The following is a 20,923-nucleotide window of genomic DNA, read 5'->3' as shown; positions in this document are numbered from 1 at the left end:
TGTGCGGTCCGGTCGGTCCCGCCTGTCAGTAGTCGGAGCGCAGATGACGCAGCGCCCCGTCCCGCCCCCTCTCGTGGTGGACCTGACCGTGCCCCATGAGGTTCCTGGTGAAGTCGCTGTCCTCCTCGTGGCCGTTGCTCTTGGCCCACTCGACGACCATGGCATCCACCTCCCGCTGACCGGCGTTGAACTGCTTGGAGTTCTCGGCGGTCGCTTCCGTGCTGGCCTCGGCGATACGGTCCTTGGTCGCCTCGTACGAGTAGAAGTCGAGGACCCTGTTCGCCAGGTCTCCGGGGACTGCCATCTTCTCGGGCGTGAAGTTCAGCACCGCACCGGAGCTTCCGGTGAGTGCGTGGTTGAAGTCGTTCGCCCACTGGATGTTGTCGAACCGCTTGTCGAAGACGACATCCGCCCTGACCCCGTCGTACGCGCCGAGCGACGCCGAGGTCTCCATGATCCGGTTCTGGGTGGCCAGGCTCTTGGCGTCGTCGGGCATGGCGGCGAAAAGGTCCTGCGAGTACTGCTTCTCCGCCCGGTAGACCTGCCCGAAGGCCTCCGGGTCGTTGGCGACGCCCCGCATGATCTTCACCAGCTCTTCCTTGGGGACGGCCATACGGGCCTGACCGTCGTCGTTCCAGACGCGGTCCACGCCGTTGTACTTGTTGTTGTCCATGCCGAGGATCTGGTGGGTGTCCGGCGTGTAGTCCATCAGCATGTGCGCCATCGGCGCGCGGAGGTTCGCCGGGAGCTTGTCCGCCTCGCCCGCGGCGTTCAGCACGCCGATGCTCTCGTTCATCACGCGGGCCTGGGCCATGTCATGGCCGCCGAGGTCGTACGTCGAACCGGGCACATGGCCGGTCGCGGCCGCCTCGAGCGCGGCGCCGAAACCGGTGCGGTTGTCCTGGTCGGCGGCGTCCGGAGCGACGACCTCGACCTTCCCGGACGTCCGCTCGGTGTCGACGCCGTTCCAGTCGCGCCTGTCCAGCAGGTACGCGAGGTTGTCGTTCTTGTTGTCCGGGCCCGGGTCGAGATACTCGGTCGCGGTCCCGGGGTCGTCCGCCATGATGCCCAGCACCCCGTCGAGGGGGTCGTTGGCGAACCAGCCGTCCTCCTTGCCGCTGAAGTCGCCGGACAGGTCCCAGATGTCCGGGTCACCGCCCCGCTTCCCGTCCTCGGCCGTGCGGATGTCGTCGGCCATGTCCTTGAGGAACTGGCCGGAGTAGCCGTCACCGTGCTGCATGAGGGTGACCAGGCTCTGGTAGCCGCGCGCCTCCTGGCCGTGCCCCCGGCCGAGGTCGACCTTTCCGCCCGTCACATCGAGGTCGTACTGCTTGACCCCGGCCTTCTTCAGATCCTCGCGGAACTGCGTGTAGAACGCGGACTTCGGGTCCTTGGTCGCCGTCGCCAGCGTGGTGGCCAGGCCCTTCTGCAGGTCCAGGTACTCCTGCCTGCGTCCCTTGTCTCCGGAGTGGGCAAGGTCGCTCAGCTTGTTGGTGAACGTGAGGGTGCCTGAAGCACCCAGGCCGCTCAGCAGGGTCTGGCTGAACGCCTTGTCCCCGGAGTTGTCACGGAGCGACCGCCGGGCCTCTCGAAGGTCCGCCTCCGAGGCGTCGCCGGAATTGATCCGGGTCGCGATGTCCTTCAGGTGCTGCGCTTCGTACTTCTCGACGTCGCCCTGGGCACTCGCGTTGAAGCCTCCGGCCGTGCCGTCCATCAGGTCGGAGTCGACCACCACGGCATCGAGAGCGATCTTGACGCCGTCGTCGCAGTCACCGGCGGCCTTCACCGCCTGCTCGATGCGCTGCGCCCACTCCGCGGCCTTCTGCCGGGCGCTCTCCTGGTAGTCGCGGTCGTGCACGTAGGCGGAGTACTCCCCTCTCTCCAGCCGCGAGGTGTCGAACTGGACGACACCCTGCTCGGAGACCCGCATACCGTCCTTGACGGCGGCGTCCCGCTGGGTCCTGACCTTGCCCCGGGCCTCGACGAACTGCGTGTGCGCGTCCCGCAGGAGGGAGGCGACGGCCTTCGCCTCCTTCTGGGCGGCCTGGTACTCCTTGAGCGTCACATCGAAGCGCAAGCTCGCGGCCTGGGCGCTCAGCCCGGTCCAGGACGGGCCCATGGATATGCCGTGGACGTCCTTCTTGTACTGGTCCTCGAGTTTCTTGAACTCGCCCGCCATCGCCTCCCACTTCTCGGCAGCCGAGGTGAGGGTGGACAGGTCGGTCGTCATCACTTCGTGGTAGGTCGGCACGCGTCCCCCATGAGCAGTCGATCAGCGGTCAGTTCTGTATGCCCCTGGGCGCGAGGCCCGGTTGCGAGGCGATGCCGACGTCGTTGTTCACGAGTACGGAGTTGGTCCGACGCAGAGCGAACTTCTCCGACGCCAGACGATCCATCAGCACCTTGACTTGCTTCTCCCACGCCTGATGCGCCTTCTTCAACGCGCTTGCGGTGTCCCAGCCATGACCGTCCTTGGGGCCGAACTCCCTGACCGCCGCACCGGTGCTCTCCTCGGCCACGTTGCCGGCCGTGCCGGTGCCCGGCTCCAGGTGCTTCTCGATGGAGTTGGCCGCGGCCTTCTTCTGCGCCGGGGTCGAGGCCAGATCCGGGCCGAACAGCGCCGGTCCGCCTCCTGAGCCGCCACCCCCGTCGAGCTGGTTGAGTCTCGTCCCGGTGGATGGCCGCGAGGCCACATCCGCTTTGATCTGCTCCCACTCGTCCCAGGCCATGCGCTCTCCTCATGCGTGGTGATCGCTTTGCAGCAACCCTACGTAACGGGGTTCGCGAAGGGGAAGTCCGTTGAATGGAAACGGAGTTGGGTCACGCCTCCGGTCGACCGGCCGGAGCGGGAGCGGTAGCGACTGCGATCCACGTTGCATGTGCGGACGTATCCGTCCGATCCCCCGCCCACACCGCGGCCCGCCGCCGTGCTGGACCGGATCCGCGACTACGAGCGGTTGGGCCGGCGTGCCCGCAGCCCGGCCGCGAGATCACCGCACGGATGGACGTCGTGTCCGTCCGGATCCGGCAGCAGATCGACACCACCTCACGGGAGCCGGCGGACGCGCCCGGAGCAGGTTGTGAAAGCGGAACTGGAGAATGTGCGCTGCGCTTACCTCGGAGGCCGCGCCTGCCGACCGGGTGACCTCCATCGGCATCACCCCCGCCGGGCCAGATCCCTTCCGACCCCGGCACGTCCGAGGGCGGCACCGGCCGCGATCACCGCGAGGGCCAGCAGTGTGGCGATCGCCGGGTTCACGAAGGCCGGCACGAAGTCGTGCGTGTACCCGTCCGACCAGCGGCAGACCGAACTGACGGGGACCAGGCTCTCGTCCATCCCCAGGAAGTCCGCAGGCGCCGCGCGCCGCAGCGGCCCGCACGTGTAGAACTCGTTCTCCAGGCGGAGGTAGCACATCAGGCCGTACACATGAACCGCGAGCGCCAGCGTCGCGCACACGATCGCCGCGTCCCGCAGCGTCGCGGCGAGTGTCGGGGCCCTGAAGCTGCCGCGACGGATGATTCTCGGGAGCAGATACGCGCACAGGGCGATCAGCGTCAGCATGCCGCAGAGAATGACCGCCAGTGCGACGAGGGAGTTCTGGCCCGTGTCGGTCGCCAGTTGAACCGGGCCAGGATCCGCAGAGATCGGAATCATGCGGCCCATCCTGCGCCATCGAACGCCTGACCGCCCTGCTCTCCGAGGTGGTACGTCTACGCCCGCGCCCCTGCTATCGGCGGATTTCCCGGACACTGGGCCGAGGGCCGCCGTGCAGGGCAGTTACCCGAGGGACGCGAATGGGTTCGAGAACGAGGTCAGGTCGCTCACGCGGACCAGGCTGAGCTCGCTGGGTTCGATCTCGGAGCCGGACAGGACCAGTTCAGTGCTCTCGACGCATCCCCGTGCGACCCAGCAACGGCTGCTGCTGTTGCGCCAGAGTTCGAACGTCATGGGTTTCCCGTCTGTGGTGATGGTGACGGGTTCGGAGGCCGGCAGGCCGGCCGGGGGTTCCTCGCCGGGGTGGTAGTAGATCTCGAAAGCCCGCTCCAGGGCCTCGCCGGCCTCTGCATTGCCGGAGGAGGCGCTGAAGACCGTGACGTGCTCGACCTGGGGGTCGAAGTACGGAGAGCCGAACCAGAGGTACACATGGATGTCGCCGGTGGCTCGGTTGTAGCCGTGACCCGTGACCTGCCGTGATTCCGGCCAGTCGGCGTTGACAGCGAAGACGCTGAAGCCTTCTGCCGAGCCAGGGGCGCCTCGATCGTTCATGGGATCCCCCTTGCGCTCGTCCATGATCAGGCATCCTGCCACCGCAAGAGAACCGGCGGGAAGTGGGGTCGGCATCCACGGCTTGGGCCTGGGGCTGGTCGGTGCGCGCCCACACCCGGTCTCCTTGACGGGCGGGACTTCGACTCGGGCCACCGGCCGATGTCCACCCGCTCCCGCGAATTCGCCCGCGTGTTGCTGGAGGCCTCCAGCTCATGGTGCGGTGGCCCTTCCAGGTCTTGGTGCGCTGGAAAGTGGTGCCGCGGCGCAACAGCAGGCACCGGCTGATGGCCTGGCGTCCCCCGAACGGGAACGCCCCGGCAGCGGGTGCTGCCGGGGCGTTCCGGACTCTGTCCGGGGAGACTCAGATGAGGCCGAGCTCGCGGACCGCCGCGCGCTCCTCCTCGAGCTCCGCGACCGACGCGTCGATGCGCGTGCGCGAGAACTCGTTGATGTCCAGGCCCTGGACGATCTCGTACTTGCCGTCCTTGCAGGTGACCGGGAAGGACGAGATCAGGCCCTCAGGGACGCCGTAGGAGCCGTCCGACGGGATACCCATCGAGGTCCAGTCGCCGTCGGCAGTGCCGTTGACCCAGGTGTGGACGTGGTCGATCGCTGCGTTCGCGGCCGAGGCGGCCGAGGACGCACCACGGGCCTCGATGATCGCGGCGCCGCGCTTGGCGACGGTCGGGATGAACTCCTCGGCCAGCCACTTCTCGTCGTTCACGACCTCGGCGGCGTTCTTGTCGGCCACCGTCGCGTGGAAGATGTCCGGGTACTGGGTCGCCGAGTGGTTGCCCCAGATCGTCAGGCGCTTGATGTCGGAGACGGCGGCGCCGGTCCTGGCGGCCAGCTGCGAGATCGCGCGGTTGTGGTCGAGGCGGGTCATCGCGGTGAAGCGCTCGGCCGGTACGTCCGGGGCCGCGGCCTGCGCGATGAGCGCGTTGGTGTTGGCCGGGTTGCCCACGACGAGCACCTTGATGTCGTCCGCGGCGTTGTCGTTGATGGCCTTGCCCTGCGGCTTGAAGATGCCACCGTTCGCGGAGAGCAGGTCGCCACGCTCCATGCCCTTGGTACGGGGGCGGGCACCGACCAGGAGCGCCACGTTGGCGCCGGCGAAGCCGACGTTCGGGTCGTCGGTGATGTCGATGCCCCGCAGCAGCGGGAAGGCGCAGTCCTCGAGCTCCATGGCGGTGCCCTCGGCGGCCTTGAGGCCCTGCGGGATCTCGAGCAGGCGCAGCTTGACCGGCACATCCGCGCCGAGCAGGTGGCCGGAGGCGATGCGGAAGAGCAGCGCGTAGCCGATCTGGCCGGCCGCGCCGGTCACGGTGACGTTGACGGGAGTGCGGGTCATGGCGATCTCCGTAAGACAGCTGGCGGTGGGCAACACTGCCCCTCGTGCGGGACGTCTCGTCCACGTGTGTGAATCTTGACGTGAAGAGAATTCCAGCCGTCAGGCTATCCGACCCGGGCACCCGGCAATCCCCGCCCCCTTGTGGCGCGGCTCACCCACAGGCGCCGGCGGCAGGCGCCACCCTCAGGCGCGCCTGCCCGCGTCACTGCCCCGTCGTACAGCCGGTCGTGCCCGCCTTGAGCGTGGCGCATGCCTTGGCGTCGGCCGGGTCGGGTGCTGCCGCCATCGGCGTGTACGCGTCCAGGTCCGCGTTCACCAGCCCGTTCTGCTCACCCTTGCCTGCCACGGTGATCTGGACCGTGTCGCCGACGGCCGCCTTGGTGATACGGGCCCAGGCCGCCCCGCACGTCTTGCTGTAACGAACCTCGACGACGGCCTTGCCGACCGTCGTGGTGGCGACGGTCTTCGCCAACTCGCCGCCGCAGCCCATCAGTTCCGGATCCTCGCCCGCACAGTCCGCGCCGCTGCACTTCACCCCGGCCGGCAGCTCCGGGCCGCTGGTGACGGGGGTGGGCGTCGGGGACTCGACGGCCTGCCGGCCGGGCTCGTCCCCGTCTCCGCCGAGATCGGCCACGTACACGGCCCCGGCAACGACCAGCAGCGCGCCGACGAGGGCGGCCGCGAACATGAAGCCCTTGCTCTTTCCCGGCCCCTTGCCGCCCCGGCGGGCGGAGGCCGCGCCCCGGCCGCCGGAGGCGGTCGGCGTGGCCTGATGTCCGGGAGCCCCGCCCTGCGGCGGCACGAACGCCGCCCGGCCGCCGCGCTCACCGGCCGCACCGGAGCGGGAGGCGCGGGAACCGGACGCCGCAGCGCCCTCGGCGCCGGGCCCGAACTCGCCGAGAGCGGCGCGCGCCTGGGATATCCGTATCGCTTCCATCGTCATGTCGTGGCGCATCTCGGAGCGGCTCCAGGCGCGCTCCGCGAGCTCCCACATGGTGGTGATGTGGCCGGTGTCGATGCCGGTGACCTCGGCGAGCGCGACGATCGCGCGCTTGGGCGCGAGCAGCCGTCCGTTGAGATACCGCTCCCAGGACGTCTTGCTGTAGCCGGTGCGGTCGGAGATCGCGGCGATGCTCAGTCCGCTGCGGTCGACGACCCCGCGCAACTGACCTGTGAACTCGCGGACCTCCGGATCCAGTCCCGCAGGCAATTCCTTCCAACGAGGCATTTCGCGCTTCCCCCTTGTCCCCCGATGGTGCTTTATATACCCCCCGGTGCTCGCACGCGTCCCGGATGCGGGACCAGTCTCGCATCCGTTGCCCAACGATCACACCGTGGCGGAACGGTCACTTCCGTGCCACAGGCCACAGTCGGACCTTGAACGGGCTTGGCGCGTCCATGACCCTTGAATCACGACGGCGCCCGTCCTGACTCGGGGGAGAGGATGGGCGCCGCCGTCGGGGCCTACCCAGCGGTCAGGCGAAGGCGGAGGCCAAGTCCCTGGCCATCCTCTTCCGCAGGTTGGCGTCGAGCACCTCCAGGAACTGCTCCGTGGTCAGCCACGGCTGGTCCTTGGAGATCAGCACCGCCAGGTCCTTGGTCATCCGGCCCGCCTCGACGGTCTCCACGCAGACCTGCTCCAGCGTCTCGGCGAAACGGGTCACCTCCGGGGTTCCGTCCAGCTTGCCGCGGTGGGCGAGGCCCCGGGTCCAGGCGAAGATCGAGGCGATCGGGTTGGTCGAGGTCACCCTGCCCTGCTGGTGCTGCCGGTAGTGGCGGGTGACCGTGCCGTGCGCGGCCTCGGCCTCCACCGTCCTGCCGTCGGGGGACATCAGGACCGAGGTCATCAGGCCGAGCGAGCCGAAGCCCTGCGCGACGACGTCCGACTGGACGTCGCCGTCGTAGTTCTTGCAGGCCCAGACGTAGCCGCCCTCCCACTTGAGCGCCGCCGCCACCATGTCGTCGATCAGGCGATGCTCGTAGGTCAGACCGGCCCTGTCGAACTCCGCCTTGAACTCGGCGTCGTAGACCTCCTGGAAGAGTTCCTTGAAGCGCCCGTCGTACTTTTTCAGGATCGTGTTCTTGGTCGAGAGATAGACGGGGAACTCACGGGCCAGGCCGTAGCGGAACGAGGCCCGCGCGAAGTCCCGGATCGACGCGTCGTGGTTGTACATGCCGAGCGCGACACCGGAGCCGGGAAACTCGTGGACCTCGACCTCGATCGGCTCGGATCCGTCCTTCGGGGTGAAGGTCATGGTCAGGGTGCCCGGGCCGGGGATCTTGAGGTCGGTGGCACGGTACTGGTCGCCGAAGGCGTGACGGCCGACGACGATCGGCCTGGTCCAGCCGGGCACGAGCCGCGGCACGTTGTCCATGATGATCGGCTCGCGGAAGATCACGCCACCGAGGATGTTGCGGATCGTGCCGTTGGGCGAGCGGTACATCGCCTTGAGCTTGAACTCCTCGACCCGCGCCTCGTCCGGCGTGATCGTGGCGCATTTGACGCCGACGCCGTACTGCTTGATGGCTTTGGCGGCGTCGACGGTCACCTGGTCGCTGGTGGCATCCCTGTGCTCGATGCCCAGATCGAAGTACTTCAGCTCGACGTCGAGGTACGGCAGGATCAACTTGTCCTTGATGAACTGCCAGATGATGCGGGTCATCTCGTCGCCGTCGAGCTCGACGACGGGGTTGGCTACCTTGATCTTGGCCATGAGTGGAACATCCCTCTCGCGCTCGCGCCACGGCTGGGTCGGCGATGCCGGCAATCTCGGACTCATCGGGATATTTCGCCGTATCTCGCCATCAAGATACTCACGGTCGAGTCGCCGGAGGGCCAACCAGCCCGTTCAGGCGCGGCCAGGGTCTGTGGTTCGGATCAGGCCCTACCGCACGGTGAAGTGGACGACGTCCTCGAGGAACGGCACGTCCAGCCACGGCGCGGGCTGGGTCACCAGGGCGAGAAGCACGATCACCGTGCCCAGCAGGCCGTACGTGATCATGTCCGTGAAGCGGGAACGCACCGCGAGCATGCCGACCGAGGGCAGCACGCGGCGCAGTACGGCTCCGGTGATCAAGGCCACGCCGATCAGGATCGTGCCCACCCGGAAGGCGTCCGCGAAGGCGTCCACGCCGACGATCAGCAGGCCGAGCCCGGTCAGCACGAGCACGGTGAGCAGCGGCCACTGCCGCGCGGGCGCGGGCGCGTCGCCGGGGGCGGCCCTGCCGCCGCCCTCGGGCCGCGCGGTGTCGCGGGTCACCGCGGGCGGGCGCCGTGACCCCTTCTTGGCGGAGCCGGGGGCGTCCGGGCCCGGAGCGGGGGCACCGTCGCCGGACGCGGCCTCCGGCCCGGTCCCGGCCTCGCTGCCCTCGGACCCCGTCGAGGCCGCAGGACCTTCCGGTGCCACGGCCTCCGGCTCACGACCCGCGGCGGCCTCGGCGGCACCGGTCGCCTCCGGTTCGGCCGCCCCGGCTGCCTCAGGTCCTGCCCCGCCGTTCGTGCGCACGCCCATCGTTCAGCCTCTCCCGGTCAGCCCGTGGTGGCGGAGGACACGGCTCGCTCGGCCGCCTCGACGACGTTCACCAGCAGCTGGGCACGGGTCATCGGACCGACACCGCCCGGGTTGGGGGCGACCCAGCCGGCCACCTCGGTGACACCCGGGTGGACATCGCCGACGATCTTGCCGTTCTCGTCCCGGCTGACGCCGACGTCGAGCACGGCCGCGCCCGGCTTGATGTCCTCGGGCTTGATCAGGTGCGGCACCCCGGCCGCGGCGACGACGATGTCGGCCTGCCTCAGGTGCGCGGACAGATCGCGCGTACCCGTGTGGCACTGGGTCACGGTCGCGTTCTCGGACTTGCGGGTCAGCACCAGCGGCATCGGCCGCCCGATGGTCACGCCGCGGCCGACGACCACCACGTTCGCGCCGTTGATCTCCACGCCGTGGTGGCGCAGGAGCTGGATGATGCCGTACGGGGTACAGGGCAGCGGCCCGGCGATGCCGAGCACCAGCCGGCCGAGGCTCATCGGGTGCAGGCCGTCGGCGTCCTTCGCCGGGTCCATGAGCTCGAGTACACGGTTTGCGTCGATGCCCTTGGGAAGCGGGAGTTGGACGATGTACCCGGTGCACTCGGGGTCGTCGTTGAGCTCCCGTACGACCGCCTCGATCTCCTCCTGCGTGGCGGTCGCGGGCAGCTCGCGCTGGATCGAGGCGATGCCGACCTCGGCGCAGTCACGGTGCTTGCCCGCGACGTACCACCGGCTTCCCGGGTCGTCACCGACGAGAAGGGTGCCGAGGCCTGGGGTGACACCCCGCTCCTTGAGGGCCGCCACGCGGGCGGTCAGATCGGACTTGATCGCGGCTGCGGTGGCCTTGCCGTCGAGAATCTGGGCAGTCATGCTCCCATCCTCGCGGATGGACCCGTCCCGGTTCCAATCCTGTCCACCGGCGTAGCGCCGAGGTTGCACTTGCACAACACCTTCGGATACCGACTGGACAAAAAAGCGACAACAATACGACGATGATCCGCGCAGTGCCGCGGGCAGTGCCGGGGGGCAAAACGCAAGAGTGTCGTGCACTTCCTCCGCTCGGACCGCGTCGTCCCCGCATTTCCAACGGAGGAATCCCGCCATGAGCTTCGGCGACCCGAACAACCCTTACGGCCAGCAGCAGGGCCAGCAGCCCGGTTACGGCTACCCCCAGGCCCCGCCGTACGGCGGCGGGTACCCGGTCGGCCCGACCGAGATGCCGGGCGGCGTCAAGGCGGCCCGCGTGATGCTCTGGGTCATCAGCGGCCTGCAGGTCATCGGTCTGGCCCTCCTCGGACTCGGCGTCGCCGCCGTCGAGAAGATCAAGGACGACCCGACACTCAAGGGCGAAGAGGGCTTCGACGCCATCACCAAGTTCTCGTCCGGCGTGCTGTACGCGCTGATCGCGCTCGCCGTGATCTTCCTCGTCGGCTCGATCTGGGCCGCGATCCAGTGCGGCAAGGGCGGCAACGGTGCCCGTATCGGCATCATCGTCTTCGCCTCGCTGATGATCGTCTTCAGCCTGTACCCGTGGTTCCCGCTGAGCCTGGTGCACCTGGTGCTCGCGATCCTGATCGTGGTGTTCGTCGCCAAGTCCGACGGCGCCGCCTGGTTCCAGCGCCAGCGCGCCTGACCGCTTCCGGCTCCGCACGAAGGCCGTGACACCCGCCGCTCCGGCGGGTGTCACGGCCTTCGGCCGTTAAACGCGATTGTTCTGCGGACGTTCAGCAGCGGTTCCTACGCTGATCCCGAAAGACCTCGGGGAAGGAATCGCACGATGTACAGCATCATCGTGGTGCCCGCGCACGCAGCGGACTCCACCGACCAGTTACGCCTGGCACCGGGGGAAACTCTCCCCTTCGGCCGTATCGCACCACCCGGCGGGAGCCGCCATCTCACGCTGCCGCACCACGGGGTGTCGCGACGGGCGGGCACCCTGAGCGCCTCCGGGACGCACTGGACGCTCAGCAATCTCAGCAGCGACCGGACCTACGTCGTGGAGAATCCCGAAGGCGCCGGGGAGCACATCAAGATCGCACCAGGCCGGCTCGGCGCACCCATTCCGTTCGAGTTCAGCCGGGTCGTCCTGCCGGCGGGCGGGGAACTGCTCGGCTTCGACGTCTGGGCGCCACGCCACGAATACGCCGACGAGACCCGGCCCTCACCGGGCGGCGAGCCGACCGCGACCGCCTTTGCGCTCGACCGCTCCAAGCGCTATTTCCTGGTGCTGACGGCGTTGTGCGAGCCCCGGCTGCGCGGCGCGCCGCATGCTCCGCTGCCCACCGTCGAGCAGACCGCCGAACGGCTGCGGCCCCTGTGGCCGGGGGCCAATCGTGCCGCCGTGCAGTGGAACATCGACTACCTGGCAGTGAAGCTGCGCCTCAAGCCCGGTCCTGACACGGCCGATCCCGGACCGCGTCTGAACGGCAAGAAGGAGTCGCTCGTCTCCCTGGCGCTCCGGTTCGACCTCGTACGCGAGTCCGATCTGCTCGCCCTCGGCGCCGGGAGCGGTGAGGCGCGATGACCAGGCCGACGCAGAGCCCGTACTCGGTCCCGGTCCCGAAGGGCTACCGGGTCGGCCTCTGGACCGTGGGCGAGCCCCTGGGGGCCGGTGCCTTCGGGAGCGTGTACGCCGCCCGGCGCACTGCCGCGGCACCCGGGCTGGTGGAACGCGCCGCGCTGAAGTTCCTGCCGACCGGAACGCGCACCCCGCGCCAGCTGCGCCACCTGGAGGAGCTGGCCGAGCGCGAGGTCGCCCTGCTGCGCAGACTGCGCTCCCCGCGGCTGATCCGGATGTACGAGACGCTGACGGTGGACGACCCCATGCGGCCGGAACTGGACGGCGCCACCGTCCTCGTACTGGAGGAGGCGGAAGGGTCGCTCGACGCGCTGCTGGCCGACGGCCCCGGACCGCAGTGGGGGCCGCCACTGCTCGTACAGGTGTGCGAGGGACTGGCCCAACTGCACGGGGCGGGCTGGATCCACGGCGACCTCAAGCCCGCGAACGTCCTGCTGATGCCCGACGGCACGGCCCGGCTCGGCGACTTCAACATGGCGGCGGAACTGGAGGGCACCCACGCCTACTGCCCCGCCTTCTCGACGCCCGACTACACCCCTCCCGAGCTGCTCTGGTCCGAGATCGGCGAGCGCGGTATGCGAATCCGTCCGACCGCGGACATCTGGGCCTTCGGGGTGCTGGCCCATGTCGTACTCACGGGCACGATGCCCCTTCCCGGCGGCACGCCGACCGCTCGCCGGGATGCGGCAGTTCGCTATGCCCGTGGCGCGGACGAGCTGCGCCTGTCGCCCGAACTCCCAGGTCCATGGCATGACATCGTTGCCGACTGCCTGACTCGTACGCACGCCGAACGCGCGGCGCACGACGCGACGTCACTGCTGCGCCGGGTCGAGGCGGCGGCAGCGGGCACAGCAGCGGCCCGAAGACCGCGGCTGCGCACCTCACTGCGCCGGCGCCGCACACCGCAGTTGCTGCGCCGTCCACTCGCCGCCGCCACGGCGGCGGTGGCTGCGCTGACGGCCCTCGGCTTCGGTGTCGACCAGCTCGCCGGCGCCGGCGGGCCCGAGGCGTACGACCGGTGTGCCGCCGGCACTGTGTGCTTCTTCGCCGAGAGTGACGGAAAGGGCGAGATGTGCAGCTGGGTGGACGGTGACGACGACTGGCTGACAGGCACGCTCGGCTGCGCGTGGACACGTGCCGAGCAACCGAAGTCCGTCTTCAACAACGGGCACGACAACGACATGGGCGCGCACCTCGTCGATGTCGTGTACTTCGCGCGGACCGGCTGGAAGGAACGCCTGGGTTGCATCACGATCCGGATGAAGACGAACCTCACCGGGGCAGTGAGCCCGAAGTCGCACCGATGGGTCGAGAGCTGCGATGCGCCGGCACCCTCGCAGGTGCGAGTAACCGTCGACGCCACCCCTTAGGCATCGTGGGGCAAACCGACATCGGCCGGGCGCGGAGCCCGGCCTCGGCACCCCGGAAAGGGAATCGATGCTGCGGTATGTGAAACGATCCGAGCGCCTCGGGCGGCGTGTGCGAGCGGTCGTGGTCGCCTGTGCGACGGCGCTGACGCTGGGGGCAACGGTCCACTCTGCCGCCTCCGCCGACGCGGCAGCCGGCACCACGGCTCAGGCCGCCGAACGGCCGCTGTTCCAGATGCCGTTCCCGTGCGGGACGAAGTGGCAGCTGAACACCTGGGGCCACAACCCCGCTCTGGACCTGGTGGTGGAGGGCAACACCGGCTCGGACGCGAAGCCCGTGCTGTCCTCCGCGACCGGCACGGTGTCCGCCACGTACAGCCACGCAGGCTCCGGAAACACCATCCAGATCAACCACGGCAACGGCTGGTTCACGGCGTACTACCACCTCAAGGACGCGCCCGACGCCTACGTCAGGAAGGGGGACGCCGTCACCGCCTCCACACAGATCGGCCGCATCGGCACGACGGGCAACTCCACCTGGTCGCATCTGCACTACGAGCAGCGGTATTCGGCGGCCGGCGGCGACTTCACCGACGAGACCCACCGGGTGCCGGTCCGGTTCGACGGGACCGAGTACTCCGGCGCGGCCCGGGAGTGGCCGAGCGTGACGAGCAACAACTGCGCCGGGGGCGGCACACCACCCGATGGCTGGCAGGACTGCCCGTCCGGGTTCGTCTGCTTCTACTCCGGTCCGGACGGGACGGGCACGGTCTGCCGCACGGACCGCGACGAGCCCGCCATCGGCTGTGGGCTGCGCAGGTCGTACTTCAACAACGGGACGGAGCAGCCCGGTTACGACCACGTCCAGGTCGGCTTCGGTGAAGGCGGCGGGCAGTGCCTGCACTTCGGCCAAGGGGAGGGGCGCGGGAACTTCCCCGCCGGCGGCAGAACGGTCGCCTCGGTCACCTGGCGGGGCGAATGCTGACCGGGTGACCTGGGACGGCCGCGCCGGGGCGGCCCTCAGAGGTACGAGGTACCGCTGAGGGCCGCCTCCCGTGATGGTGGTCATGTAGCCGCCACGGGGGACGGCACACGACCGAGGGGGACGCTCGTGCGACGCACCATCGCTGCTCTGGTCACCGCGACGGCGGTGGCGGTCACCATGACCGGCTGCGGCAGCACACAGGACGCCGAGCCGCGCGCGGCCGGCGCCGGGCTCGCGCCGCTCAGCGACGCCGAGCAGTGGAGGATCTCCGACGCCCAGCAGCGGCTGATCAAGGAATGCATGTCCCGGAAGGGCTTCAGGTACTGGGAGGCCGAGCGGCTGAGCCTGGAGGAGAGCCGGACACAGGGCTATGTGTCGGACGACGTGGCCTGGGCCCGCAAGCACGGCTACGGCAGCCGGATCCGGGCCGAGCAGGAGCGCGCACGGCGGGCGAACCCCAATGCGGCTTACCGGCAAAGCCTGCCCGGGGAGCGGCGGAAGGCGTACGACGAGGCTCTGGACGAGGGGGTGCACGCACCGGTGATCTCGGCCGAGCTTCCCGGCGGCGGGACCGTCCGCAAGCGGGTGGGCGGCTGCGTCGCCGAGGCCGAGAGGCAGTTGTACGGGGACCCGGAGACATGGTTCCGCGCCGAGAAGACGGCCGGGAGCCTCCAGCCGGTCTACGTCCCCCGGCTGATGGCCGACAAGACGTTCTCCGCGGCTCTGGCCGCCTGGGCCCGGTGCATGGAGCGGGCCGGTCACCCCTACAAGGATCCCGGCGCGGCCCGCCAGGCGGCTCTGCGTCAGGCACTGGAGACCGGTCCTGCCGAGGCGTTCGAAACCGAGCGGAAGCTCGCGGTCGCCGACGCCACCTGCGCCGGCGAAACCCGACTTCGGTCCATCGGCACGGAACGCGAGACCCACTACGTGAACGAGCTGCGCGGCCGATACGGCAAGGCCCTCGACACGCACGCCCGGCTGCAGCAGAAGGCGCTCACCCGCGCCATCGGGATCGTCGGGCCCCGGGCCTGACCCTCCCCACGAATCTCCACGGCCACCTGCCGTGGATCAGAACGCCTCCGACGAGGCAGACAAACGGGAGTGAATCATGCGTAAGTTGGGCACAGCTGTCGCGGTTCTCGGTCTGGCGGCACTCGGCGCCATCGCCCCTGCCACGTCCGCCCAGGCGGCCGCCCAGGCCGAGGGCTGCGACCAGGCGTGGCCCGGCCGTGACGGGAACGTCCGGGCCTGGCAGCACAACGACTGCCGGGGCTACCTCCTCGGCGTGGACGCGGGCGACGACGCCGACTGGAGCGACGGCGCCGGGGCGTTCCAGGGCAGCGACTACAACGAGGCGTCATCCGTCATGAACAGCGGCTACACCGGCGGCCTGGACGTCGTCGCCTTCTACCTGACGGCACAGCACCTGCATCAGTTCGGGTACGTGTGCCTCTCCCCGTACGAGCTGTACGCGGACAACCTGACCGACAACTACTTCACCAACGGCGGCGGCGTCGTGAACGACCGTATCGGCTCACACAAGTGGGTGACGGCCTCCGCCTGCGGGGCGGGCAGCTGGCTCACCTGATCCCGCACCGAACGCGTGCGGCCCGCCGGTTCCTGACCAGCGGGCCGCACGCGTCACGCGTCGTTCATCAGTGGAAGAAGTGCCGCGTACCCGTGAAGTACATCGTCACGCCCGCCTTCTGCGCGGCCTCGACGACCTGCTCGTCGCGGACCGAACCGCCCGGCTGCACCACGGCCTTGACGCCCGCCGCGGTCAGGATCTCCAGGCCGTCCGGGAAGGGGAAGAACGCGTCGGACGCGGCGTACGAGCCCCGGGCCCGCTCCTCGCCCGCACGCTCGACCGCGAGCTTCGCGGAGTCGACACGGTTGACCTGACCCATGCCGACGCCGACCGAGGCGCCGTCCTTGGCGATCAGGATCGCGTTCGACTTCACCGCGCGACAGGCCCTCCAGGCGAAGGACAGCTCGGCCAGCTCGGCCGCGTTCAGTGCTGCGCCGGTGGCCAGCGTCCAGTTGGCCGGGTCGTCGCCGTCCGCCTGGAGGCGGTCGGTGACCTGGAGCAGCGCGCCGCCGTCGATCGGCTTGAGCTCGACCTCGGCAGCGGGGGCGCCCTCCGCGCGCAGCACGCGGATGTTCTTCTTGCGGGCGAGGATCTCGACCGCGCCGTCCTCGTAGCCGGGCGCGACGATCACCTCGGTGAAGATCTCGGCGACCTGCTCCGCCATCTCCTTGGAGACCGGGCGGTTGACGGCGATCACACCGCCGAACGCGGACAGCGGGTCGCAGGCGTGCGCCTTGCGGTGCGCCTCGGCGACGTCCGCGCCGATCGCGATGCCGCACGGGTTGGCGTGCTTGATGATCGCGACACACGGCTCGGTGTGGTCGTACGCGGCCCGGCGCGCGGCGTCGGTGTCCGTGTAGTTGTTGTAGGACATCTCCTTGCCGTGCAGCTGCTCGGCCTGCGCGAGGCCGCCGCCCGCTGCGGAGCCGGATGCCGTGGAGGTGTAGAGCGCCGCGGGCTGGTGCGGGTTCTCGCCGTAGCGCAGCACGTTCTCGCGCTGCCAGGTGGCGCCCAGGAAGTCGGGGAAGCCCGACTCGTCGGCCGGGGCGTAGGAGGACGCGAACCAGGAGGCGACCGCGACGTCGTACGCGGCGGTGTGCTGGAAGGCCTCGGCCGCCAGACGCTTGCGGGCGGCGAGGTCGAAGCCGCCGGCCTTGGCCGCGGCGAGCACGTCGCCGTAGCGGGCGGGGCTGGTGACGACCGCGACCGAAGGGTGGTTCTTGGCGGCTGCGCGGACCATGGACGGGCCGCCGATGTCGATCTGCTCGACGCACTCGTCGGGGGAGGCGCCGGAGGCGACGGTCTCCTTGAACGGGTACAGGTTCACCACGACGAGCTGGAACGGCTCCACGCCCAGCTCGGCGAGCTGCCGCTGGTGGTCCTCGAGCCGCAGGTCGGCGAGGATGCCGGCGTGCACGCGCGGGTGCAGCGTCTTGACCCGGCCGTCCAGGCACTCGGGGAAGCCGGTCAGCTCCTCGACCTTGGTGACCGGAACCCCCGCGGCGGCGATCTTCGTGGCGGTCGAGCCGGTCGACACGAGCTCGACGCCCGCCTCGTGCAGCCCGCGGGCCAGCTCCTCCAGCCCCGTCTTGTCGTAGACGCTGACCAGCGCGCGGCGGATGGGCTTAACGGTGTCCGTGTTCACCGACATGAACCTTTCGTCCCTCAATGCTGTAGCCGTTACGGGCCAGGCGCCCCACGACGTCGACGAGCAGCTGTCGCTCGACTTCCTTGATGCGCTCATGGAGAGCGGCTTCATCGTCCGTCTCCCGCACCTCGACCACGCCCTGCGCGATGATCGGGCCGGTGTCGACGCCGTCGTCGACGAAGTGGACGGTGCATCCGGTGACCTTCGCGCCGTACGCGAGCGCGTCGCGCACTCCGTGGGCACCGGGAAAGCTGGGCAGCAGGGCGGGATGCGTGTTGACGAACCGCCCGCCGAACCGGGCGAGGAACTCCTTGCCCACGATCTTCATGAAGCCGGCCGAGACGACGAGGTCCGGCTCGTACGCGGCGGTGGCCTCGGCGAGGGCCGCGTCCCATTCCTCGCGGGTGGCGTAGTCCTTCACGCTGCACACGAACGTGGGAAGGCCGGCCCGCTCGGCACGCTCCAGACCCGCGATGGCGGACCGGTCGGCGCCGACGGCGACGATCTCGGCGCCGTACGCGTCCTTGCCGACAGCGATGGCGTCGAGGAGGGCTTGCAGGTTCGTACCGGACCCGGAGACCAGGACGACGAGGCGGGCGGGACGGGCGGCCACAGGGGACTCTTTCCGTGTTGCACTGCGACTTTGTGTGGTCGTACAAACGACTCGTGCCCCCGGATACGGGGAACTCTACGAACGAGACGACCGTCAGCAACGATACCGGCACACAGGTCGGCCCCCACGGGACGGGGGCGTGGCCGGGAGGTAGCGTCTGTGGGCAGGCCCGCACCGGACGGGCCGGACGACGGGCATGACGAGGGGAAGACGTTCACCAGATGCTGGACCGCCGCCGCCGTACGGACCTCCTGTTGCCGCGGGAGCGCCAGTCCACGGACGACAACAACCCCTTCGCGCCGCCGCCGGAGGGCAGGCCCGACCAGCCCTGGCAGCCGCGGCGCCCCGCGAACGACGAGCCCTCGACGTCCGACTCCCCCGACTCGTCGTCCTCCGACGGTGACCGGTCGGGCCGGGGCGGCCGGTGGAGCAGCCGCCAGCCGGGCCGCTCGTCGGGCGGGGGCTTCGGTGGCCGCCCCGGCGGCCAGCAGGACGGCCGACGCGACCCCGAGAGCGGCGGGCCCGGTCCCGGCATGCGCTGGGACCCGACGGACCCGGCCCAGCGCAGGGCGCGCTATGCGCTGCTGTCGGGCATGTGGGCGTTCTTCTTCGCGCTCTTCGACTTCCCGGAGATCGCGCTGCTGCTGGGCTCGCTGGCGGTGTACTGGAGCATCAGCTCGCTGCGTGCGAAGCCGCAGCGGCGGGCGGCGGATGCGGTGACGTCACCTGCACCGGCTCCCGGAGCCCCGGCCTCGCCGAACAGATCGCAGGTCACGGCGGCGGTGAGCGGCCTGGTGATGGCGGGCATCGCGCTGATGATCGTGGCGGCGTCGTTCACGGCACAGCTGGTCTACCGCGACTTCTACACGTGCGTGGACGACGCCCTGACGAAGACGGGCCAGCTGGCATGCAACGACCAGCTCCCGAAGCCGCTGCGCGGCGTGATCGGCGTCAAGGAGTAGCACTGCTCAGCGCGGCCGGGCACCGGAGGGACACGACGCCGGGCCCCTGGTGAGCGGCCGCCGGCGCCCCGCGCCGGAACCGGGGCACGCAGCCGCAGGCGCGTAGGAGGCCACCGGCCCGGAGAGACACAACGCCGGCCCCGGGTGCCCCACGACCGCTCGGCACCGGCTGCCGCACACCGGGCGCCTGGGCCCCGGCTCGGCCACAGGCCACCGAGGCACATCCGCAGCCGCGTCGGCCGGAGAGACACAACCCAGGCCCTGAGGGCCCCTTCGACCCCGCCGGAGCCGAACGGGCGGGGCCACCGGCCGACTACGCGTCCGGCCCGCCCTCGTCGGCACCCCCGGGCGCCTGGGCCCCCGGCTCGGCCACAGGCCGCCGAGGCACATCCGCAGCCTCGTCGGAGGCGGTACCCGGCCCGGAGGGGAGCGGATCCGCCGCCCCTGAGGTGTCCGAGGCCGCGAGCCGGGCGCCGCCCTCGTCCGCCTTCTCCGAGCGGGACGGCTCCGCGCCTGGCCGTGGGCCGCCCGCGCCCTCGGGCGTGTCCGATTCCGCAAGCTGCGCCCCACCCTCGTTCGCCGAACCCGAGCCGGACGGCGGCCGGTGGGACGTGTCCGGGCTCGAGGGGAAGCCCGAGGTCCACGGGAACGCCGGCAGCACGTCGTACGAGTCGATGATGTCCTCGTCCGTACCCTCGACCGTCGCGCCGGGCGCCGAGGCAGTCGGCAGCGTCTCCGACTCGCCCGCGTCCTTCGTACGGGTGCGCAGCCGCCACGCCCGCACGCCCAGCGCCGTCGGTACGCCGATACCTGCCGTCCAGGCCAGCGATGCCAGGCCCGTCTGCCACCACACCGGGCCGAACGCCGCCAGCCGGCCCGCGCCGAGCGGGCCGCCCGCGGCGGCCGTCACGACTGCCGTCAGCACCGCGCACCCCACCGCTGCGAGCAGCACGCTCAGCGCGGTGTTCCGCAGGCCCCAGGCCGTCTCGGGCGGCCCCAGCCGTGGCGCCGCGGTCCGCAGCGTGAACAGCGCGACCGTGGCGCCCGCGGCCACCGGTACCGCCACCGCCGCCCAGTGCAGCGGTGTCCCGGGTCCCGCGGCCGGGACCGCGGCGAGCAGCGGGAAGGCCGGCAGCGCGGGTGTCCCGGTAAGGGCGAGCGGTGTCACGGTCGCTCCCGTGCCGAGGGCGAAGCCGGGGCCGAGGCCGTACGCCGCGCCCCAGGCCGCCGCGTTCGGCACCAGCGCGAGGGCGAGCAGCAACAGCGCGAGACGGCCCGGCCAGTCCCCCGCGAGCTGCTGGAACGAGTCCTGTGCCGCCTGCGCGTGCCACATCAGGGACGCGGCGACCAGCAGTGCGCCGCCGACCAGCAGCGCCAGCGCTCCCGCCGCGGCGGACCGCAGGGTGGCGGCCACATCGGGTCGGGCGAGCAGGCGCCGCAGCCGCTCCGGCCGTCGGTCCGGGAGCGGCCCGAGCGGCCTGTCGTACGCCGTCCATGCACCGCACGCCGCCGCCACTCCGGCCACCAGCGGCACATGGAATGCGGCACTGGACGGATCCGGCCCGATCGCGCCGCCGGCCGCGTAGAGCGCCACCGGCGCGGCCGCCAGCACGTACCCCACGGTCACGGCACACACCGCGCCCGTCGGCGAAGGGCTCGGCCGCCCCCCGTCGGGCTCCAGCACATCGCGCGCGGCCCGGCGCGCGAGCAGTGCGGGCAGCGCGACCAGCAGCAGCGGTACGAGCCCCATCGGTGCCGGAGTGCCGGACAGCGTGTCCGAGCGGACGAGTTCGGTACCGTGCGCCAGCAGCCACAGCCCTGCGACGACATGCAGCGCGCTGCCCGGCCCGCGGTCGGGGAACGGCGAGCTGATCCACATCGCCATGACGAGAACGGCGATCGCGCCGAGCCCCAGACCGGCCGCGGTCGCACCGCGTACGAGGGCCGCCGCCAGGGCGAAGGCCGGCCGGCCTCCCTGGACGACGACCGGGGCCGGCGTGATCGACGGGCTTCGATCGGTCAGTTGGGTCACGCA

19 protein-coding genes are annotated in these 20,923 nt (G+C 70.6%); 7 read left to right on the top strand and 12 right to left on the bottom strand.

All coding sequences use genetic code 11. From position 1 onward, the window contains the following. Positions 1-25: 25 nt before the first annotated feature. The 9 genes from ABZ208_RS08950 to ABZ208_RS08910 form a co-directional block, all read right to left on the bottom strand. On the bottom strand, positions 26-2,230 hold the full coding sequence (locus tag ABZ208_RS08950; protein WP_356908838.1) for a hypothetical protein: 2,205 nt from the start codon (positions 2,228-2,230) through the stop codon (positions 26-28). A 49-nt stretch (positions 2,231-2,279) separates the two neighbouring features. After that, positions 2,280-2,729 carry a hypothetical protein gene (locus ABZ208_RS08945; RefSeq protein ID WP_356908837.1) on the bottom strand — a complete coding sequence of 150 codons (450 nt, stop codon included), beginning with the start codon at positions 2,727-2,729 and terminating at the stop codon, positions 2,280-2,282. Between the two features lie 428 nt (positions 2,730-3,157). Continuing rightward, a complete protein-coding gene (locus ABZ208_RS08940) occupies positions 3,158-3,655 on the bottom strand; it encodes a hypothetical protein (RefSeq protein ID WP_356908836.1) in 498 nt (165 codons plus the stop codon). Between the two features lie 123 nt (positions 3,656-3,778). Next, positions 3,779-4,267: a hypothetical protein gene (locus ABZ208_RS08935; protein WP_356908835.1), complete on the bottom strand. Its 489-nt coding sequence runs from the start codon at positions 4,265-4,267 to the stop codon at positions 3,779-3,781. A gap of 361 nt (positions 4,268-4,628) precedes the next feature. Next, entirely contained in the window at positions 4,629-5,618 is a 990-nt protein-coding gene (locus ABZ208_RS08930) for a malate dehydrogenase (protein ID WP_356908834.1), read from the bottom strand. 202 nt (positions 5,619-5,820) lie between these two features. Beyond that, positions 5,821-6,846, bottom strand: coding sequence for a DUF2690 domain-containing protein (locus tag ABZ208_RS08925; RefSeq protein ID WP_356908833.1), 1,026 nt, complete (start codon positions 6,844-6,846; stop codon positions 5,821-5,823). A 247-nt stretch (positions 6,847-7,093) separates the two neighbouring features. Continuing rightward, positions 7,094-8,332 carry an NADP-dependent isocitrate dehydrogenase gene (locus ABZ208_RS08920; RefSeq protein ID WP_356908832.1) on the bottom strand — a complete coding sequence of 413 codons (1,239 nt, stop codon included), beginning with the start codon at positions 8,330-8,332 and terminating at the stop codon, positions 7,094-7,096. A gap of 171 nt (positions 8,333-8,503) precedes the next feature. Beyond that, complete coding sequence (locus ABZ208_RS08915; protein ID WP_356908831.1) at positions 8,504-9,130, bottom strand: DUF3017 domain-containing protein; 627 nt, start codon at positions 9,128-9,130, stop codon at positions 8,504-8,506. A gap of 17 nt (positions 9,131-9,147) precedes the next feature. Continuing rightward, positions 9,148-10,017: a bifunctional methylenetetrahydrofolate dehydrogenase/methenyltetrahydrofolate cyclohydrolase gene (locus ABZ208_RS08910; RefSeq protein ID WP_328397370.1), complete on the bottom strand. Its 870-nt coding sequence runs from the start codon at positions 10,015-10,017 to the stop codon at positions 9,148-9,150. A 232-nt stretch (positions 10,018-10,249) separates the two neighbouring features. Between ABZ208_RS08910 and ABZ208_RS08905 the strand changes: the two genes are divergently transcribed. From ABZ208_RS08905 to ABZ208_RS08880, 6 genes are all read left to right on the top strand, one after another. Beyond that, on the top strand, positions 10,250-10,780 hold the full coding sequence (locus ABZ208_RS08905) for a hypothetical protein (RefSeq protein WP_356908830.1): 531 nt from the start codon (positions 10,250-10,252) through the stop codon (positions 10,778-10,780). Positions 10,781-10,924: 144 nt separating this feature from the next. Next, positions 10,925-11,671, top strand: coding sequence for an FHA domain-containing protein (locus ABZ208_RS08900; protein WP_356908829.1), 747 nt, complete (start codon positions 10,925-10,927; stop codon positions 11,669-11,671). Beyond that, positions 11,668-13,095 (top strand): protein kinase, encoded by a 1,428-nt coding sequence (locus tag ABZ208_RS08895; protein WP_356908828.1) that lies wholly within the window; start codon positions 11,668-11,670, stop codon positions 13,093-13,095. The genes ABZ208_RS08900 and ABZ208_RS08895 overlap by 4 nt, the downstream gene beginning before the upstream one ends. Before the next feature lie 79 nt (positions 13,096-13,174). Beyond that, a complete protein-coding gene (locus ABZ208_RS08890) occupies positions 13,175-14,077 on the top strand; it encodes a peptidoglycan DD-metalloendopeptidase family protein (protein ID WP_356908827.1) in 903 nt (300 codons plus the stop codon). A 126-nt stretch (positions 14,078-14,203) separates the two neighbouring features. Further along, positions 14,204-15,109, top strand: coding sequence for a hypothetical protein (locus ABZ208_RS08885; protein WP_356908826.1), 906 nt, complete (start codon positions 14,204-14,206; stop codon positions 15,107-15,109). 76 nt (positions 15,110-15,185) lie between these two features. After that, on the top strand, positions 15,186-15,665 hold the full coding sequence (locus ABZ208_RS08880; RefSeq protein ID WP_356908825.1) for a hypothetical protein: 480 nt from the start codon (positions 15,186-15,188) through the stop codon (positions 15,663-15,665). A 67-nt stretch (positions 15,666-15,732) separates the two neighbouring features. Here ABZ208_RS08880 and purH read toward each other — a convergent pair whose 3' ends face one another. Both purH and purN read right to left on the bottom strand, forming a co-directional pair. After that, positions 15,733-17,316, bottom strand: coding sequence for a bifunctional phosphoribosylaminoimidazolecarboxamide formyltransferase/IMP cyclohydrolase (gene purH, locus ABZ208_RS08875; protein ID WP_356908824.1), 1,584 nt, complete (start codon positions 17,314-17,316; stop codon positions 15,733-15,735). After that, entirely contained in the window at positions 17,291-17,926 is a 636-nt protein-coding gene (gene purN / locus ABZ208_RS08870) for a phosphoribosylglycinamide formyltransferase (RefSeq protein WP_356908823.1), read from the bottom strand. The genes purH and purN overlap by 26 nt, the downstream gene beginning before the upstream one ends. A gap of 221 nt (positions 17,927-18,147) precedes the next feature. Here purN and ABZ208_RS08865 point away from each other — a divergent pair, with 221 nt between their 5' ends. Continuing rightward, complete coding sequence (locus ABZ208_RS08865; protein ID WP_356908822.1) at positions 18,148-18,888, top strand: hypothetical protein; 741 nt, start codon at positions 18,148-18,150, stop codon at positions 18,886-18,888. A 313-nt stretch (positions 18,889-19,201) separates the two neighbouring features. Here the strand turns inward: ABZ208_RS08865 and ABZ208_RS08860 are convergent, their stop codons facing one another. After that, positions 19,202-20,920, bottom strand: a complete 1,719-nt coding sequence (locus ABZ208_RS08860) for a DUF6350 family protein (RefSeq protein WP_356908821.1) — start codon at positions 20,918-20,920, stop codon at positions 19,202-19,204. Positions 20,921-20,923: the final 3 nt, after the last annotated feature.

Source organism: Streptomyces sp. NPDC006208 (assembly GCF_040613775.1).
In the GTDB taxonomy this organism is placed as follows: domain Bacteria; phylum Actinomycetota; class Actinomycetes; order Streptomycetales; family Streptomycetaceae; genus Streptomyces.
Note: the sequence above shows the minus strand (reverse complement) of the source record. Positions and strands in the feature narration are given on the sequence as shown.

Excerpts from the sequence above, each read along its gene's own strand:
- ABZ208_RS08950 (WP_356908838.1), bottom strand. The coding sequence starts at position 2,230 with ATGACGACCGACCTGTCCACCCTCACCTCGGCTGCCGAGAAGTGGGAG.
- ABZ208_RS08945 (WP_356908837.1), bottom strand. The coding sequence starts at position 2,729 with ATGGCCTGGGACGAGTGGGAGCAGATCAAAGCGGATGTGGCCTCGCGG.
- ABZ208_RS08940 (WP_356908836.1), bottom strand. The coding sequence starts at position 3,655 with ATGATTCCGATCTCTGCGGATCCTGGCCCGGTTCAACTGGCGACCGAC.
- ABZ208_RS08935 (WP_356908835.1), bottom strand. The coding sequence starts at position 4,267 with ATGAACGATCGAGGCGCCCCTGGCTCGGCAGAAGGCTTCAGCGTCTTC.
- ABZ208_RS08930 (WP_356908834.1), bottom strand. The coding sequence starts at position 5,618 with ATGACCCGCACTCCCGTCAACGTCACCGTGACCGGCGCGGCCGGCCAG.
- ABZ208_RS08925 (WP_356908833.1), bottom strand. The coding sequence starts at position 6,846 with ATGCCTCGTTGGAAGGAATTGCCTGCGGGACTGGATCCGGAGGTCCGC.
- ABZ208_RS08920 (WP_356908832.1), bottom strand. The coding sequence starts at position 8,332 with ATGGCCAAGATCAAGGTAGCCAACCCCGTCGTCGAGCTCGACGGCGAC.
- ABZ208_RS08915 (WP_356908831.1), bottom strand. The coding sequence starts at position 9,130 with ATGGGCGTGCGCACGAACGGCGGGGCAGGACCTGAGGCAGCCGGGGCG.
- ABZ208_RS08910 (WP_328397370.1), bottom strand. The coding sequence starts at position 10,017 with ATGACTGCCCAGATTCTCGACGGCAAGGCCACCGCAGCCGCGATCAAG.
- ABZ208_RS08905 (WP_356908830.1), top strand. The coding sequence starts at position 10,250 with ATGAGCTTCGGCGACCCGAACAACCCTTACGGCCAGCAGCAGGGCCAG.
- ABZ208_RS08900 (WP_356908829.1), top strand. The coding sequence starts at position 10,925 with ATGTACAGCATCATCGTGGTGCCCGCGCACGCAGCGGACTCCACCGAC.
- ABZ208_RS08895 (WP_356908828.1), top strand. The coding sequence starts at position 11,668 with ATGACCAGGCCGACGCAGAGCCCGTACTCGGTCCCGGTCCCGAAGGGC.
- ABZ208_RS08880 (WP_356908825.1), top strand. The coding sequence starts at position 15,186 with ATGCGTAAGTTGGGCACAGCTGTCGCGGTTCTCGGTCTGGCGGCACTC.
- purH (WP_356908824.1), bottom strand. The coding sequence starts at position 17,316 with ATGTCGGTGAACACGGACACCGTTAAGCCCATCCGCCGCGCGCTGGTC.
- ABZ208_RS08865 (WP_356908822.1), top strand. The coding sequence starts at position 18,148 with ATGCTGGACCGCCGCCGCCGTACGGACCTCCTGTTGCCGCGGGAGCGC.